The organism is Shigella sp. FC1544, from assembly GCF_001722145.1.
GTDB lineage: Bacteria > Pseudomonadota > Gammaproteobacteria > Enterobacterales > Enterobacteriaceae > Escherichia > Escherichia coli.
The window spans coordinates 1-16,032 of the sequence record NZ_MECT01000577.1 but is presented as its reverse complement, the minus strand read 5'-3'; the positions used below and the strand labels follow the sequence as shown (position 1 = coordinate 16,032).

The following is a 16,032-nucleotide window of genomic DNA, read 5'->3' as shown; positions in this document are numbered from 1 at the left end:
GAAGACGGCTTACGCCACCATCAAAGGTATTGAGGTGATGCGTGCACTACGCAAAGGCCAGGCCTCAGCATTTTATTATGGTGATCCCCTGGGCGAAATACGCCTGGTAAGCAGAGTTTTTGAAATGTAAGGCCTTTGAATAAGACAAAAGGCTGCCTCATCGCTAACTTTGCAACAGTGCCCTCTGGGAGACTACCCCAGCCTCTCCACCTTCGTTTCTCCTTCCACCATCGACAGCTGATACAGCGAAAACGATCTCTGTTTCTCAATTAAATTCGCCAGTTCCGGCGAGTGGCTGGTCAGCCAAATTTGCGAGTAGCGGCTGGCCTCGGCGATTAAGCTCGCCAGCGCGGGCAGCATCTGCGGATGCAGGCTGTTTTCCGGTTCGTTGAGGGCGATAAAGGCCGGTGGACGCGGGCTTAATAGCGCCACCGCCAGGCACAGAAAACGCAGAGTGCCGTCGGAGAATTCCGCCGGCTCCAGCGGTCTGCTTAGCCCTTCACGCTGCATCATCATCCGGAAGCGTCCGCCGGTGTTGTCGCTGTAAAACACGCAGCCGGGGAAGGCCTGGTCGAGGATGCGCATCAGCAGCAGCTCGTCGCCAATTTCCACGATGGTCTGAAACGCCGCCGCCAGGTTTGCGCCGTCGCTGGCCAGCACTGGGGAGCGGAAACCGACCTGAGGCGCGCGCATGGCCGAGCCGATTGATACAGAAAACTCCTGATAAAAGCGCCAGTTACGCAGCGACTCGCGCATCTGCGACACTTCCGGGTAAAGATGCGGCTCGCCAAGCTGGCCGAACACCGATTCGTTCTCATACAGCGTGCCGCTGTGGGTGACTTTCTCGTGATGCACGTTGTTCAGAAATACGGCCTGATTTTTACGCTTCATCAGCTGTGACGACGGGCGGCGGTATTGACCACTCAGCCAGATGGACTCTTCTTTGATCACCGGATCGAGTTGAAACTGTGAGGGGTAAGGCAGTTTTTCGACAAAGCCTACCTGCAGCTCGTATTCGTAGGTTTCGGTTTCAACGGCCAAATTCATCCGCCGCAGCTGGTCGCTGCGGGTTTTGCCTGCCCAGAACACTTTTAAAATCCCACCCTCGTTCGCCAGTGCCTGCGAAAACTGCCCCTGTGCGGCGCTGTGCATCAGGTGGATCGCCTTGTAGATATTGGATTTTCCGGTGCCGTTTGGGCCAAAGACGATGTTGAGCTGTTCCAGCTCCAGCGACATTTCGCGAATCGAGCGGTAGTTTTGAATGTGCAGGGTGGTGATCACAGGCAGTCCCTTTTTGCGTTACAATCCTGTACATAATTACAGTCTTTTGTGTGGAATGCAAAAAAGAGACGACAGTGAGGGTGTCGTCTAAACGGGGTACTGCTTTGGGCCTCTGTGGGTCAAACGGGCCTTCGCATTTTTATCGTCAGGTTACTGCCAGACGCAGACCCAAATCATCAGGATAGGGATCAAAGTAGTTTTGCGTCATCAGATACCGGTCAGGGTATTCGGCCATGTAGTGTTTCAGTAGCGTCAACGGCGCGAGGATGGGTAGCAGCCCGTCGCGATAGTGCAGGATCACATCGCGCAGCTCGACGCGCTGGCGGCTGTTCAGCTGGTTACGGAAATAGCCCTGGATATGCATTAGCACGTTGGTATGGTTTTTCCGCGAGGCGGGCTTTTTCAGGATGGTCATCAGCTTTTCGCGGTACGCCACGAAGAACGCGTCCAGATCTTCCCATTCATGCAGCGACGCAACGAACGGGCCAATCTCGCGGTAGCCCGCCTGATGGTGCGCCAGAAGCTGCAATTTATAGCGGCTGTGGAAATCCAGCAGCGCGCGGCGCGTCAGGCCTTTAGCGCGCAGCGTGTTCAGCTCGTGCAGGGCAAATACCCGCTCGATAAAGTTTTCCCGCAGCACCGGGTCGTGCAGCCGACCGTCTTCCTCCACGGGCAGCCACGGGTAGGTTTCAAGCAGGGCGGCGGTGAACAGCCCGACACCCTCCTTGCGGCCCCGGTTGCCGTTTTCATCATATAGCCGCACGCGTTCCATGCCGCAGCTTGGCGATTTCGCGCAGACGATAAATCCCGACAGATCGCCGATTTTTGGCAGATAGTCCGCCGTAAAGTCGGCCATTTTCTGCGTTATATCATCATGGGGCGGCTTGCTGAAGCGGAGCTGCGTTTCGCCGCTGTCCGTCAGCGTCAGGCGTATGGCCGGGCGTGGCGTCGGCAGGCCAATCGCCATTTCCGGGCAGACGGGCCTGAAACTCACCCACTGGGCCAGTTCATCCATGACAAAGCCCATACGCTTGTGTCCGCCGTCGAAGCGAACGGCAGACCCGGTCAAACATCCGCTAATACCGAGCACAGGTTTTGTTGTCATGGTGTGGTCCTCCCGTTCTTCTCTTTAAAACTTACACAACATAACTAATTTGTCCAAGTATTAGCGGAATTATTTTTTATTTGCCTTTAAAATCAACGTTTCTTAACTGCCCTTGTAAGTTGAATAACCGTATTGGCTCAGCAGGAGAGGGATGTGCAGCTTTTCGTTGGTCCGGGTTACGGTGAACAGCACCGGGATCTCCGGGAAGAAGGAGTCCAGCTTCTTCCCGTGGAAGTAATCTGCGGTTTTAAAGGCCACTTTATAGACGCCGGGCTGCATATCCTGATCCTCCGGATAAAGCGATTTGATGCGGCCGTCATGGTCAGTTTTGCCGCTGGCAATTGGGGTCCATTTGTCCTGCTGCTGTTTTTCCAGCGTGACGGTAACGTCCGATGGCGGCATCCCGGTTTGCTGGTCAAGAATGTGTACGCTCAGCGTGCCGGCAGGGGCGCTAAAGGCGGCAGGGGCAAAGGCCAGGGTGGTCAGCATCAGCAGAGAGGCAGTTTTTTTCATTGTGTTTTCCTGTGGGGTTGTCGGTCACAGGAAAACGTTAGCATTTGTGGCGCGGGAAAATATTCAACTTTTCGTGAAGATTCCCGCAGGAGAAAATGATTAGAGGATAATCACTTCAAGCGATACCTGCTGCTGCCACTGCTCGATCTGCTTTTTGCGCGCGGCGGTGAGTTTACCGCGCGTGACCAGAAGCCAGTGGCGGTCCGGGAAAATCTCCGGGGCCAGCGTGGCGGGCGGCGTGGGTAAAATATCGATACGGTGGCCTTGCCCGGTGCGGGTTAAGGCTTCGAGCCAGACTTCGCACGGGTCATTCAGGTTCCAGCCGCTGAGCAGGATGTTGTCGCCCGGCGCTTTTTTATCGCCTTCCAAGCAAAACGAGGTGTAGGCGATGATGATGCCGTCGAGGATCTCCCGCAGGGTCATGGCGGCGGCGACGTTTGCCGACACCTGACTGCGCAGCGGACGCAGCACGTTCGCGACCAGTTCTGGTCTTGGGTACTCGCGTCCTGCGTCGTAAATCATCTGACGCAGGGACTCGATTTTGCCGTCCTGCAGGCGCTGTAACATGCTCTGCTGCAGCGTGAGCCAGTTGTTGGTCAGGCGCGACGTAGGGCGCTCCAGCAGCGGTTTGACCTGGCCAATCGGGACGCCTTTTTTTACCCAGTCGAGGATTTTTAGCGCCTGCTGGACGTCCTCATCGCTGTACTGGCGGTGGCCGCCCTCCGTGCGCTGAGGCTTGAGTAAGCCGTAGCGCCGCTGCCAGGCCCGCAGCGTGGTGGCGGTGATCCCGCTGAGTCTGGCGAATTCGCCGATGGAGTAAGCCATGTCCGTGTCCAGAGTTGAGGAATACTCTCAATATACTACGAATTTTCGCGGATGGGATGAAGCGCCGCCGCGGTGCACTACACTTAATTTCCAACCGTGCAAATGAAAGGAATTCTCATGAAGCTATGGCCTGTTGTGACCGGTGTTGCCATTGCCCTGACGCTGGTAGCCTGTAAATCCCCTACCCCACCGAAGGGCGTGCAGCCCATTTCCGGTTTTGACGCCAGCCGCTATCTTGGCAAATGGTACGAAGTCGCTCGCCTGGAAAACCGCTTTGAACGCGGCCTAGAGCAGGTTACCGCCACCTACGGCAAGCGCAGCGACGGCGGCATCAGCGTGCTTAACCGCGGCTACGACCCTGTGAAGAACAAGTGGAATGAGAGCGAGGGTAAAGCCTACTTTACCGGCGAACCGACCACGGCCGCGCTGAAGGTGTCCTTCTTGGGGTCAGTTTGGATATAGAGAATTATTGTACGGTAAGCCTGTTTTTTGAACAGGCTTACCTGTAGCAATAGGGTGTACTCCCGCGCTATACAGCGTTTTCAGGGGATTTTGTCTTAATCGGATAACCTAAATGCGATACAGCAAGAGCGACAACCTAAAAGCGATAGCCAATGACGATAAATCAATCACTTACGTATCCGAATTGGTTAAATAATGTGCTTAACGTACAAAAATTTCCGATCTCCAAACTGACCCCTAAATAGGCTGATTCGATGTGTTTGCGGGAAAAAAATCGGCCCAGATCCGCGAAATTTTAATCAGCGAGTCAGCTTGGGAAGAAATAACCTGCTTATTCGCACCTTCCCTAGCCAACACCTTTCTGCCATTCGGCTCCCGTTTCCTGATCGCATTTAACAGTGTGAAGCTGGCGCCGGGTTATACAGACAGCTGCAGTCTCATCCTGCCGGGCTAAACCTGCAGTACACAGGGGAACGGATACCGTCAGGTAACATGACCGTCTCAGCACCCGATTGAGATTTTCGTAAGGGATATAGAGCGTTACTGAAAAATTGACTGTGGCATGTTATCCCCCATGGAATGGTGAACAGACCAGGGATTACCCCCATTAAACCCGCATTCCGTAGTCAATATCTGCGTATCATGACCCGAAATCACATATGACAGTCAATATTGTTCGATCCGGGCAGACATGATAGAGAATAAATATTGACTGCGGTATGCGTGATGCATATCACAGTCAATGGAATGTCCTTAGCGGCATACGGCAGTCATGATATGCATATCGCAGTCAATTTTCTGGCTTCATCGCTGAGAGGGCTTCAGCCAGTTTAAGAGGATCGATGCCAGCAGCCTTCAGCGCCTTAATGACTTCGTCATAATTTTGCTCTGGCGCCTTCTCTTCTTCCTCTTTGCGCGGAACCTTCACAGGACTACTGATGAGTTTGGGGTTGCGATAATGCACGCTGAAATAGGTGGCTCGGCCACGTTTAAACTCGGTGTAATCCAGATAACCAATATCACGCAGCTGCTCCATCGCCTTACGCACCGTGTGGTTCTGTGTATAGACATTTGAGGTGAGATTCAGCCGGTCACGCATCCGTTTCATGGAAATAGGTGCAGGATTCTGGGGAAGACTTTCGATGTAGGTATAAAGCGCCTGGGCTGATTCCTTGCGCTGCAGGGCGTCAATGGCTTTCAGCCGCAGCAGTACCCTTCTGTCCATGTGGTAAAGCTCAAACAGCTTAGGTTCAGCCTTGATCTCAACGATATCCTCGTTGATGTCATAATAGGCTGACTGCACCAGATGGGTGGTCCATCCTTTGGTCTCGCTCTGGAACTTCAGCGTAACCGAGGCGAGTTTAAACAGGGAATTACTGATGCGATCGCGCATTTTTTTGTTTGAACGACGGGAGTCAAATCCGCACATCTTAACGAATTCGACGAACGACAGTTCCAGGGTGTCACTTTTTACCCCATACTCCGACATGGAGCGAATTATCCCCAGCCAGACTTTAAAATCCGTGTCCATATCAAGACGCGAACCGGTGATCTTAACGTCAGTGTATCCTTCGCTTTTGGCAATGGCCAGCTGTACAAGCTCCTCAGTCGCGTCTGTAACGTTTTTCCGGTTCGCCTTGCTCTTCCCTGTTGATTTCAGAGTTGGGACGAAGAGACCGAGTCTCATGAGCGCTACTGGCTGCACGGTACTGGTGCTGTTGACATCCAGCTTAACAACTTCACCGGTTGTCTTATCAACTTCCTGAAGGTTCAGAAGTAAGCTATTATTTTCGCTCGTCATCTTGATCCTCAACGGTTATCCACAAAAGGATGTAGTAATACGTATCGCAGTCAACGGATATACATACCTCAGTAAATACCGTTGCATATCACAGTATTAGATTATGCATATAACAGTCAACATTTTACATTCCGCAGTCGATCCAGACAGACGTTAAAGCCAGTTACAGCGCATGCTGGAGCGATCCGGGGATCTCTTTTGGATCTCACTATGATCTCCTTGGGATCAATTATTGGATCGAGACCATGAATAACCCAGATACAAGGCCGGAAGCGCCACACCAGATATCCAGACCCCTGGCCTGATTTTCCTGAATACGCTCTGGAAGATTGAGATCTACAGGTACAACAATGAAACATTGACTGCGGTATGCTGAGTCGTCTTTCCTACAGATGCGGTAAGCATCATACCATAGTCAATATATTACATACCGCAGTCAATTTCATTATAACTGGCTGATCCCGAGTCATCTTTAGCAACCCGACGTACGTGCAATCTGTGAGTTCTGTGATTTTCCGCTTCCTCGCCGCTTTCTCACTGTGTGAGATCGCTTACTGCGGCGAGCGGCAGTGATTAATATTGACTGCGGTATGTACTCTTTTGTAATCCCCTGCGTTCTTTCATTACCCAATGTGGTTCACTTTGCACTTTTTCGTGTGCTTTGCGATTTTATTGTTGCTTTGCAATAAATTCCAAGATTTAATAAAATAATGCAAAGTGATGATTAAAGGATGTTCAGTATGGGACTCATGGATACACTCAACCAGTGCATAAGTGCTGGTCATGAAATGACGAAAGCAATCGCCATTGCACAGTTTAATGATGACAGTCCGGAAGCCCGGAAAATAACCCGGCGCTGGAGGATTGGTGAAGCGGCAGATTTAGTTGGCGTGTCATCTCAGGCTATCAGGGATGCCGAGAAAGCTGGCCGGCTGCCGCACCCTGATATGGAAACCCGTGGGAGAGTTGAGCAACGCGTTGGTTATACCATCGAACAAATCAATCACATGCGGGATGTATTTGGTACACGACTGCGCCGTGCTGAAGATGCGTTTCCGCCGGTGATTGGCGTTGCAGCTCACAAAGGTGGTGTTTACAAAACCTCAGTATCCGTTCACCTGGCTCAGGATCTTGCTCTGAAAGGACTCCGTGTTCTGCTTGTTGAAGGCAATGACCCACAGGGAACTGCTTCTATGTATCACGGATGGGTGCCCGATCTTCATATTCATGCTGAGGACACTCTCCTGCCCTTTTATCTTGGGGAAAAGGATGACGCCAGCTACGCTATAAAGCCCACCTGCTGGCCTGGCCTTGATATCATCCCGTCCTGTCTGGCACTGCACCGCATTGAAACCGAGCTGATGGGGAAATTTGACGAAGGCAAATTACCTGCTGACCCGCACCTGATGCTCCGTCTGGCCATTGAAACTGTCGCTCATGATTATGACGTGATAGTTATCGACAGTGCACCCAACCTTGGTATCGGTACGATAAATGTTGTATGCGCTGCTGATGTTCTGATTGTCCCTACTCCGGCAGAGCTGTTCGACTACACCTCCGCACTGCAGTTTTTCGATATGCTTCGTGACCTGCTTAAGAACGTGGATCTTAAAGGCTTCGAGCCAGATGTCCGTATTCTGCTTACCAAATACAGTAATAATAATGGCTCACAGTCCCCGTGGATGGAAGAACAAATTCGGGATGCCTGGGGAAGCATGGTCCTTAAAAATGTTGTGCGCGAAACGGATGAAGTCGGTAAAGGTCAGATCCGTATGAGAACCGTTTTTGAACAGGCTATTGATCAACGTTCTTCAACCGGTGCCTGGCGTAATGCCCTCTCTATCTGGGAGCCTGTTTGCAATGAGATTTTTGATCGTCTGATTAAACCACGCTGGGAGATTAGATAATGAAGCGTGCTCCTGTCATTCCAAGACATACCACACATAGTCAATCGACTGAAGATACTTCATCACCGGCGCCGGCCGCGCCGATGGTGGATTCATTAATTGCGCGCGTGGGTGCTATGGCCCGCGGTAATGCAATCTCTCTTCCGGTATGTGGACGGGAAGTGAAATTTACCCTTGAGGTGCTCCGGGGAGACTCTGTTGAGAGCGCTTCACGCGTATGGTCAGGCAATGAGCGCGATCAGGAACTACTTACCGAAGATGCTCTGGATGATCTCATTCCTTCATTTTTACTGACCGGTCAGCAGACTCCAGCTTTCGGCCGCCGGGTTTCTGATGTCATAGAAATTGCCGACGGCAGCCGTCGCCGTAAAGCCGCAATCCTGACGGAAAGTGATTATCGCGTTCTGGTTGGTGAACTGGACGATGAGCAGATGGCTGCATTGTCCCGACTGGGTAACGATTATCGGCCGACGAGTGCTTATGAACGTGGCCTGCGTTATACAAGCCGGCTGCAGAATGAGTTTGCAGGAAATATTTCTGCGCTTGCCGATGCGGAAAACATCTCTCGTAAGATCATTACCCGCTGTATCAATACGGCCAAATTGCCTAAATCCGTTGTTGCCCTGTTTGCACATCCTGGAGAACTGTCTGCCCGGTCAGGTGAAGCCCTTCAGAAGGCTTTTGCAGATAAAGAAGAATTACTGAAGCAGCAGGCTGAGACTCTCCACGATCAGAAGAAAGCGGGACTAATCTTTGAAGCTGAAGAGGTCATTAGTCTTTTAACATCCGTACTGAAACAATCTCCCGCATCAGGAGTTAATCTGAGCTCACGTCATCAGTTTGCTCCAGGGGCAACAGCATTGTATAAGGGCGATAAAATGGTGCTTAACCTGGATAGGTCCCGCATTCCTGCGGAGTGTATAGAGAAAATAGAAGCCATTCTTAAGGAGCTTGAGAAACCAGGAGTCTGATGCGGACACGCTTTAGTCTACGGTGATCTCCCTTTACTTCATTTCCTTTCTCACAGGCCAGAAAACATAACTGGCCTGAATATTCTCTCTGGGACCACGGTCCCACCTGTATCGCCGCTCAGGTTATCTCCCTGGGACCACGGTCCCACCTGCGTCGTCGGTCAGCTTATCTGCCTGGGACCACGGTCCCACCTGTATCGCCGGTCAGGTTATCTGTCTGGGACCACGGTGCCACCTGTATCGCCGGTCAGGTTATCTGCCTGGGACCACGGTCCCACCTGCATCGTCGGCACATTATTAGTTAGGGACAACGGTTCAATCAATGCCTGTCACGAACAGGTATTGGCTTGTCGCCAGCAACCCGTTGAGCGGAGTAATCACGCAGCAGGACGGCTGTTACAGGCGATGGTGAAAGCTCTGTTGGGATCTGAACGAAGCATGTTGAGTGAAATTTGCAAAATTTCGCAGAGTATGCGGCTTCATCTTTAAATTTCCGCCAGCATTTTTAAAGCCAGCTACCGACGCTGCGCGTTGGCCGGCCCTTCGTCCGGCGGGTAACCAGTACCGGCCGATCTTACGACCCTGGATGAACATCATCCCGTCAGCAGCGTCTCCACTGTGATGTCGTTTTTCACACTGTCCGATCACAAAATAGAACGGGCAGGGACAACATATGGTAGGAAAAGCAGCTGCCAGAGACACAATATATTGATTACCCACAGTAACGGGGGATAACCATGTGGGTAACATATTGAAAGTGCAACACGTTATCTGATTAATTGACTTTGTAAACGCCGCTGAACCATGAAAAAAAACCGGGGGAATCATCACAGCGCATAAACATACCGTTTTGTTTTTGGGTGACGGCAAGGAGGCCCCTTTTATCACCACATACCTTGTCAAAGGTTTCCATTTCTATCCTTATCAGGCTCTTGTCGTTATTTTCAGGAGAGATCCGGAGATGTTTTGTCAGCCAGACAGGATAGGTATCAGCGTTACGCCAGTACTGCAATTCAATCACTGAAGCCATTCCCCAGACAGCGAAGTATAAGAAAACCACACCTGCGATTTTGCTACCCATATTGTTCCTTAACATTGGCTTAATACATTCCTTGCTCCTCGCACCGGAGCACATCACAGATACTGATTGAGATCCACTTCACGCAGCGGCTGGTTTTGACGTTCTGTTATCGTTTGCACCAGGTCTTTTTCGTCCAGCTCATCGAGCATTTGTTCATACAAAGCCGCGGGCACACAATAAAAAACAGGGCGGTTACGGTCAATTATCTCGACCGGGTAGCCGCCGCGGGCACTGGCGGTGGCCACCGGATCGTTTTTAAGTTCGCTGACGCTGGCAGTCACATCACACAGAATGATATTTGTCATGGTTCCCCCCTGAGACAAGTCACCTGTATGATCGGTAAAGTAAGCTCTGGCGGCAAGTCCCTTCTGTCATTTCAACGGTCAGAAACGGGCAACCGGCAGCTCCTTCCAGCGTGTGGTATATGCCGGTGACAGCATCTCCCGTTTCATCTGCCAGTCCGGCGCAATACCCCGTCCGGCAAACCAGACTTTCCCGAGTCCGGAATGATTAATGCCGTCGAGTACCTTCATCAGCGCATCGCTGTGCGGCCGTGGCTGCACGTCATCGAACAGATTCAGCTGCGCGACGCCGTTCGGACTGAAATCATTGAGCATTATCCCCGCTTTTGCGTAGCGGTGGCCATCGAGCCATATCCTGTCCAGAGACCTGACCGCTGCCGCGATAATGTCCCGGGTGTCACGGGTAGGGGTGTTCAGTTTTTCCGTGGCCACGTTACCGTAATACGGCTCATTAACCGCAAAAGGGGATGTCTTGATGAAGGTGCTGATATGCCGGCAGTACTGTCGCTCACCGCGCAACTTTTCCGCCGCGCGCTCGGCATACTGGCAGACGGCCTGGCGCATTTCTCCGTAGGTGGTGATCCGCTGCCCGAAGCTGCGACTGCAGACAATCTGCTGTTTCGGCGGCGGCGCTTCCTCCAGCGAAATGCAACTCTCGCCGTTCAGCTCACGTACCGTGCGCTCCAGCACTACGTTGAAGTTTTTCCGGATAAATGTAGGGTTCGTCAGCGACAGCTGCAGGGCGGTGGTGATCCCCATAACGTGCAGCTTTTTCGCTATCCGGTTCCCCACGCCCCAGATTTCTTCCACCGGCTGCAGGCTGAGTAATTTTGCCGTTCTGCGTGGATTTTCGGGCGACAGCGCCAGCACCCCACTGAATTGTGGCCATTCCTTTGACGCCCACTGCGCCGATTTGGCCAGTGTTTTTGTGGCGCCGAAGCCGACACCGATCGTCAGTCCGGTTCCACTGAGAACATGCCCACGCAGCTGCCTGCCAAAATCCTCCAGATCCATACAGTGGCTAATTCCCCGGGCATCCAGGAAACATTCGTCAATTGAGTATTGTTCGACGCGGGGCGACAGCTCTTCCAGCAGGGCGACCACACGGTTACTCAGGCTCGCGTAGAGCTCGTAGTTGCTGGAAAAAACGTACAGTTTTTCAGGAAACTGCGCCTCTTTGAGCTGGAACCAGGGGGTTCCCATCTTTATACCCAGCCGTTTGGCTTCAGCACTCCGGGCAATAACGCAGCCATCGTTGTTACTGAGAACGACGACAGGTTTGCCGCGCAAATCCGGCCTGAAAACCTTCTCGCAACTGGCGTAGAAGGAGTTGACGTCTGCCAGGGCGAACATCAGTCTGCCCTCCGGGTTTTATGAATGAAGGCCGTCACCACGCCGAAAATTTGCAGAGTTTCCGGATCCGGGTACAGGGAAGGGAAGTCCGGGTTCATCGCCTGCAGGGCTGGCCGCGGCGTCAGAAGCAGGCGTTTTACCGTAAATTCACCCTCAATTTCCGCGATAACAATATCCCCGTGCCGCGGCTGTTCTGCTTTATCCACGACCATCAGATCGCCGGAATAGAGGCCAATATCAGTCATTGAGTTGCCAATCGCTCTGACAAAATAGGTGGAGTGGCGCCGGTGAATGCAGTACTCATTCAGATCCAGTTCAGACTCAGTATAGTTTGCTGCCGGTGACGGAAAACCCGCAGGGCATCGCTCTGTGAACAAAGGAATTTTTACTATGCTGGCTTCTGATACTGCAGGAATGAACTTCATCGTTTTTTCCCTCGCTTAAAACTGTATATGCATGGGTCTTCCCTTGTTGTGGTGGCTGAAGGCATGATAATGGTGTATTTAATCGCCAGAGGTCACCGCCATGGACGAAAAGTCCCTCTACGCTCATATTCTCAACCTGTCCGATCCGTGGCAGGTAAAGTCCCTTTCTCTCGATGAAAATGCCGGTTCTGTTACTGTCACTATTGAGATCGCTGAAAACACCCGGCTAGCCTGTCCGACCTGCGGTAAATCCTGTTCTGTTCACGATCACCGTCATCGTAAATGGCGCCATCTTGATACCTGCCAGTTCACCACTATTGTTGAAGCCGATGTTCCACGAATTATGTGTCCGGAGCATGGCTGCCTGACGTTGCCTGTTCCGTGGGCTGGCCCCGGAAGCCGGTATACGTTGCTATTCGAATCGTTCGTTCTCTCATGGCTGAAAATCAGCACCGTTGATGCTGTCAGGAAGCAACTTAAGCTCAGTTGGAATGCGGTTGACGGCATTATGACCCGGGCAGTTAAGCGAGGTCTTGCCCGGATAAAAAAGCCATTATCCGCCCGTCATATGAATGTGGATGAGGTCGCCTTTAAAAAAGGACATCGTTACATAACGGTGATCTCCGATCGCGATGGTCGGGCGCTGGCCTTAACGGATGATCGCGGCACAGAGAGTCTTGCCGGCTATCTTCGCACGCTCACTGATGGGCAGTTGCTGGCTATCAAAACGCTCTCAATGGACATGAACGCGGGCTATATAAGAGCAGCGCGTATCCACTTACCCAGTGCGGTTGAGAAAATCGCCTTTGACCGCTTCCATGTGGCGAAGCAACTGGGCGAGGTAGTTGATAAAACCCGTCAGAATGAACATCCGCACCTCCCTGTTGAAAGCCGACACCAGGCAAAAGGAACCCGCTTCCTGTGGCAGTACAGCGATAAGTGGATGACCGAATCCCGGCAGGAAAAGCTGATGTGGCTGCGTGCACAGATGAAGCTGACGAGCCAGTGCTGGGCGCTGAAAGAGCTGGCAAAGGATATCTGGAACAGGCCATGGAGCGAGGAAAGACGGAGTGACTGGCAGAGATGGTTGGCGCTGGCGGCTAACAGTGACGTTCCCATGATGAAAAATGCCGCGAAAACGATAGGAAAAAGGCTGTAGGGGATCCTGAATGCGATGCGACACAGTGTCTCAAACGGAAATGCGGAGGCACTTAACAGCAAGATCAGGCTGCTGAGGATAAAAGCCAGGGGATACCGAAACCGGGAGCGCTTTAAACTGGGGGTGATGTTCCACTACGAAAAGCTGAATATGGCGTTCTGAGCCTTCCCACCATGATCGGGGAAGACCCATATGCATACAGTATAAGGGGCGGTGAAATTTCTGCAAGTGATGGGGGGATAGCCGGTCAGAACGTCCCCGAAAACAAACCGCCCCCGGTTTCAGGAAGGGCGAACTGACCGGCAGAGGCAGTGTAACACCGCATGTCACAAAGGCAGCACTGACGTCGTCAGTGCTTTTTTTACCCGTCCTCCCGGACGCTGAAGGGCAGTTTCACCCGTGCAGCTAAAGGGGCGGTAAGTCCGGGTGTGCACATCGTCATTTTCTCCTGTGATGCCTTTCTCCTGCGTATCAGCTTCCGGTAATCGTCCCCCGTCACAACCTGGACAGCAAGGGTAAATGGCACGCTGCGCGCCCTTGCTGACCAGAACGACTCCGGGCAGGCCGAACCGTCAGGCGATACGAAGACGAAATTCACACTGACGGAGAAACAGCCATGACGATGAACCTGCACACTCAGACAACCGCCCCTAAAGCTTCACAGGCGACCAGCGTATCCCCGCTGGAGCAGTCAGGCTCCTCAAAAACGAAATTTTCCAGGGGCAAAAGCAAAGCCCGTGCTGGCGCAGTCAAAACAGACCTTTACCAGACAGTAACGGACAGCATCATTGCAGCCCTGGAAAGCGGCGTTAAGCCGTGGGTGTGTCCGTGGGTTCGCAACGGCGCAGCGGTGGGATTACCGGCCAACTTCAGCACCGGCACGGCATACAGCGGAATTAATATCATGCTGCTGTGGTGTAGTGCGGCAAAACAGGGTTTTCAGGACGAGCGCTGGCTGACCTACAAACAGGCGCAGGAGCTGGGCGGCCAGGTTCGTAAAGGTGAACACGGCACGACGGCCATCTTTTACAAGACGCTGGAGAAAGAGGACGAGGACGGGGAAATCGAAAAAATCCCGATGCTGAAAGCCTTTACCGTGTTTAACGTGGAGCAAATCGACGGCCTGAGCATCGAGAGCGTGCCGCAGCCGGTTGCCGGTTTCGATCCGCTGCCGCAGGCGGAAGCACTCATGATCCGGAGCGGGGCAAAAATCACCGAGCAGGGCGTAAAGGCGTTCTATCGTCCGGCCACCGATGAAATCGTCCTGCCGGAGCGGTTCCGCTTCGCGGACGCGGCGAACTTCTACGCCACCGGCCTGCATGAGCTGGTTCACTGGACGGGTGCAGCGTCCCGCCTCAATCGTGAAAAAGGCAATAAGTTTGGCTCTGAGGCGTATGCGTTTGAGGAACTGATCGCCGAGCTGGGCAGCGCGTTTCTGTTGGCGGATTTGGGGATTACGGGAGAGGTGCAGCATGAAAGCTATATCGCGTCCTGGCTGAAAGCGCTGAAGGGAGACAAGCGCTACATCTTTAAAGCGGCGGCAGCGGCCTCAAAAGCGCACCGCTGGCTGATGGACTGCTGACAGCTGGAGCCCTGCGGTGCAGGGCTTCAGAATTTTTGAAAGAGAGAGAATCAGGGAGGGAATTATATAAGTCACTGTTTTTTAGAATTCTGTAACGCGGCCGGCCTCAGCTGCAGGACGTCCTGCAGCTGAGCGGCACGGAAAAATAAACCGGACAGATTCAAAAAAAATGAACCCTTTTTCAGGCGGTAGCCGTTACGTATCCGGGATACGTAACGGCGCGATGTCTTACGTAAAAAATGACGTAACGGCTTTCGCCGCCGCAGCTAAAGGGGCGGTAAGTCCGGGTGTGCACATCGTCATTTTCTCCTGTGATGCCTTTCTCCTGCGTATCAGCTTCCGGTAATCGTCCCCCGTCACAACCTGGACAGCAAGGGTAAATGGCACGCTGCGCGCCCTTGCTGACCAGAACGACTCCGGGCAGGCCGAACCGTCAGGCGATACGAAGACGAAATTCACACTGACGGAGAAACGACCATGACGATGAACCTGCACACCCCGACAACCGCCCCTAAAGCTGCACCGGCGACCAGCGTATCCCCGCTGGAGCAGTCAGGCTCCCCAAAAACGAAATTTCCTGAAATCAAAACCGTCAAAACGGCGGTGGTTAAACTGATCAGCGACATCGAGGGCAACCTCGATCAGCGTCTGGTATATCGCGAGGCCGTAGAGGGATTGTGCCAGGAGGCGGCCAACCGGATAACCCAGTGCATGCATTCACGCAGTACAGGGCAGACGCTACGTGATCTCCGCGAGCTGCTGTCGGTGACGCTGGACACCATTATCGTGGTGGAGTTTGAAGGGGAGCAGACCCGTCTCAACTATGGCGGACGTTCAGCAGAAGACGTGATCGCCATGCTGAAAGCGCTGCATCTTGAAGGACGCAAAGCCTGGCTGGAAGTGGAGTAAAAAAAAAGCCCCGTCCGCAGACGGGGCTGATTCAGTACAGGGCATTCAGCGGGATGCCCTCATCCCACAGGCGGTTAAATTCTCGCTGGTACGCCTCCGCCAGCTGCGGCGCATCCTCGATCAGCAGCACGTTTTCCGCGTTGCGCGAAACGGCGCTTGCCGTGTAGTTAAACGGGCACTGTTGCAAAGTTAGCGATGAGGCAGCCTTTTGTCTTATTCAAAGGCCTTACATTTCAAAAACTCTGCTTACCAGGCGTATTTCGCCCAGGGGATCACCATAATAAAATGCTGAGGCCTGGCCTTTGCGTAGTGCACGCATCACCTCAATACCTTTGATGGTGGCGTAAGCCGTCTTC

Annotated in this window: 15 protein-coding genes and 4 pseudogenes; 8 read left to right on the top strand and 11 right to left on the bottom strand. The window is 52.9% G+C overall.

Annotation, left to right across the window (positions count from 1 at the left end):
- A pseudogene (locus BGK49_RS23100) lies at positions 1 to 130 on the top strand (IS6 family transposase); the annotation flags it as partial.
- A gap of 62 nt (positions 131 to 192) precedes the next feature.
- Here the strand turns inward: BGK49_RS23100 and BGK49_RS23095 are convergent.
- The 4 genes from BGK49_RS23095 to BGK49_RS23080 all read right to left on the bottom strand — a co-directional run bounded on the left by BGK49_RS23095 (position 193) and on the right by BGK49_RS23080 (position 3,724).
- Complete coding sequence (locus BGK49_RS23095) at positions 193 to 1,281, bottom strand: AAA family ATPase (protein WP_000633445.1); 1,089 nt, start codon at positions 1,279 to 1,281, stop codon at positions 193 to 195.
- A 145-nt stretch (positions 1,282 to 1,426) separates the two neighbouring features.
- The gene (locus BGK49_RS23090; RefSeq protein WP_000208728.1) at positions 1,427 to 2,386 is read right to left on the bottom strand and encodes a YbgA family protein; all 960 of its coding nucleotides are present in this window, start codon (positions 2,384 to 2,386) and stop codon (positions 1,427 to 1,429) included.
- 102 nt (positions 2,387 to 2,488) lie between these two features.
- Positions 2,489 to 2,899: a hydroxyisourate hydrolase gene (gene uraH, locus BGK49_RS23085; RefSeq protein ID WP_000750473.1), complete on the bottom strand. Its 411-nt coding sequence runs from the start codon at positions 2,897 to 2,899 to the stop codon at positions 2,489 to 2,491.
- A gap of 99 nt (positions 2,900 to 2,998) precedes the next feature.
- The gene (locus tag BGK49_RS23080; RefSeq protein WP_000331736.1) at positions 2,999 to 3,724 is read right to left on the bottom strand and encodes a MerR family transcriptional regulator; all 726 of its coding nucleotides are present in this window, start codon (positions 3,722 to 3,724) and stop codon (positions 2,999 to 3,001) included.
- Between the two features lie 117 nt (positions 3,725 to 3,841).
- Between BGK49_RS23080 and BGK49_RS23075 the strand changes: the two are divergent.
- Positions 3,842 to 4,171: pseudogene (locus tag BGK49_RS23075) on the top strand (lipocalin family protein); the annotation flags it as partial.
- 805 nt (positions 4,172 to 4,976) lie between these two features.
- Here BGK49_RS23075 and BGK49_RS23065 read toward each other — a convergent pair.
- The gene (locus BGK49_RS23065; RefSeq protein WP_000200069.1) at positions 4,977 to 5,987 is read right to left on the bottom strand and encodes a RepB family plasmid replication initiator protein; all 1,011 of its coding nucleotides are present in this window, start codon (positions 5,985 to 5,987) and stop codon (positions 4,977 to 4,979) included.
- A 740-nt stretch (positions 5,988 to 6,727) separates the two neighbouring features.
- Between BGK49_RS23065 and sopA the strand changes: the two genes are divergently transcribed.
- Both sopA and BGK49_RS23055 read left to right on the top strand, forming a co-directional pair.
- A complete protein-coding gene (gene sopA, locus BGK49_RS23060) occupies positions 6,728 to 7,894 on the top strand; it encodes a plasmid-partitioning protein SopA (RefSeq protein ID WP_000523812.1) in 1,167 nt (388 codons plus the stop codon).
- Positions 7,894 to 8,865, top strand: coding sequence for a ParB/RepB/Spo0J family plasmid partition protein (locus tag BGK49_RS23055; RefSeq protein ID WP_069375835.1), 972 nt, complete (start codon positions 7,894 to 7,896; stop codon positions 8,863 to 8,865). Before sopA ends, BGK49_RS23055 begins: the two co-directional genes overlap by 1 nt.
- A gap of 775 nt (positions 8,866 to 9,640) precedes the next feature.
- Here BGK49_RS23055 and BGK49_RS23050 read toward each other — a convergent pair.
- The 4 genes from BGK49_RS23050 to umuD all read right to left on the bottom strand — a co-directional run bounded on the left by BGK49_RS23050 (position 9,641) and on the right by umuD (position 12,026).
- Complete coding sequence (locus BGK49_RS23050; RefSeq protein WP_000534920.1) at positions 9,641 to 9,946, bottom strand: hypothetical protein; 306 nt, start codon at positions 9,944 to 9,946, stop codon at positions 9,641 to 9,643.
- 53 nt (positions 9,947 to 9,999) lie between these two features.
- Complete coding sequence (locus BGK49_RS23045; RefSeq protein WP_000181753.1) at positions 10,000 to 10,251, bottom strand: type II toxin-antitoxin system Phd/YefM family antitoxin; 252 nt, start codon at positions 10,249 to 10,251, stop codon at positions 10,000 to 10,002.
- A 78-nt stretch (positions 10,252 to 10,329) separates the two neighbouring features.
- The gene (locus BGK49_RS23040) at positions 10,330 to 11,601 is read right to left on the bottom strand and encodes a Y-family DNA polymerase (RefSeq protein WP_000457544.1); all 1,272 of its coding nucleotides are present in this window, start codon (positions 11,599 to 11,601) and stop codon (positions 10,330 to 10,332) included.
- The gene (gene umuD, locus BGK49_RS23035) at positions 11,601 to 12,026 is read right to left on the bottom strand and encodes a translesion error-prone DNA polymerase V autoproteolytic subunit (protein ID WP_000668788.1); all 426 of its coding nucleotides are present in this window, start codon (positions 12,024 to 12,026) and stop codon (positions 11,601 to 11,603) included. The genes BGK49_RS23040 and umuD overlap by 1 nt, the downstream gene beginning before the upstream one ends.
- Positions 12,027 to 12,126: 100 nt before the next feature.
- Between umuD and BGK49_RS23030 the strand changes: the two are divergent.
- The 4 genes and pseudogenes from BGK49_RS23030 to BGK49_RS23020 all read left to right on the top strand — a co-directional run bounded on the left by BGK49_RS23030 (position 12,127) and on the right by BGK49_RS23020 (position 15,676).
- Positions 12,127 to 13,347: pseudogene (locus tag BGK49_RS23030) on the top strand (ISL3-like element ISKox3 family transposase).
- A 454-nt stretch (positions 13,348 to 13,801) separates the two neighbouring features.
- Positions 13,802 to 14,767 (top strand): ArdC family protein, encoded by a 966-nt coding sequence (locus BGK49_RS23025; RefSeq protein WP_001743098.1) that lies wholly within the window; start codon positions 13,802 to 13,804, stop codon positions 14,765 to 14,767.
- 169 nt (positions 14,768 to 14,936) lie between these two features.
- Entirely contained in the window at positions 14,937 to 15,113 is a 177-nt protein-coding gene (locus BGK49_RS30260) for a hypothetical protein (RefSeq protein ID WP_013438824.1), read from the top strand.
- A gap of 131 nt (positions 15,114 to 15,244) precedes the next feature.
- Positions 15,245 to 15,676 (top strand): hypothetical protein, encoded by a 432-nt coding sequence (locus BGK49_RS23020; RefSeq protein WP_001531161.1) that lies wholly within the window; start codon positions 15,245 to 15,247, stop codon positions 15,674 to 15,676.
- A 31-nt stretch (positions 15,677 to 15,707) separates the two neighbouring features.
- On the opposite strand, the gene BGK49_RS23015 is transcribed toward BGK49_RS23020, so the two are convergent.
- Together BGK49_RS23015 and BGK49_RS23010 are read right to left on the bottom strand one after the other, a co-directional pair.
- Positions 15,708 to 15,863 (bottom strand): phospholipase D-like domain-containing protein, encoded by a 156-nt coding sequence (locus tag BGK49_RS23015; RefSeq protein WP_277914767.1) that lies wholly within the window; start codon positions 15,861 to 15,863, stop codon positions 15,708 to 15,710.
- A gap of 39 nt (positions 15,864 to 15,902) precedes the next feature.
- Positions 15,903 to 16,032 (bottom strand): annotated as a pseudogene (locus tag BGK49_RS23010) (IS6 family transposase); the annotation flags it as partial.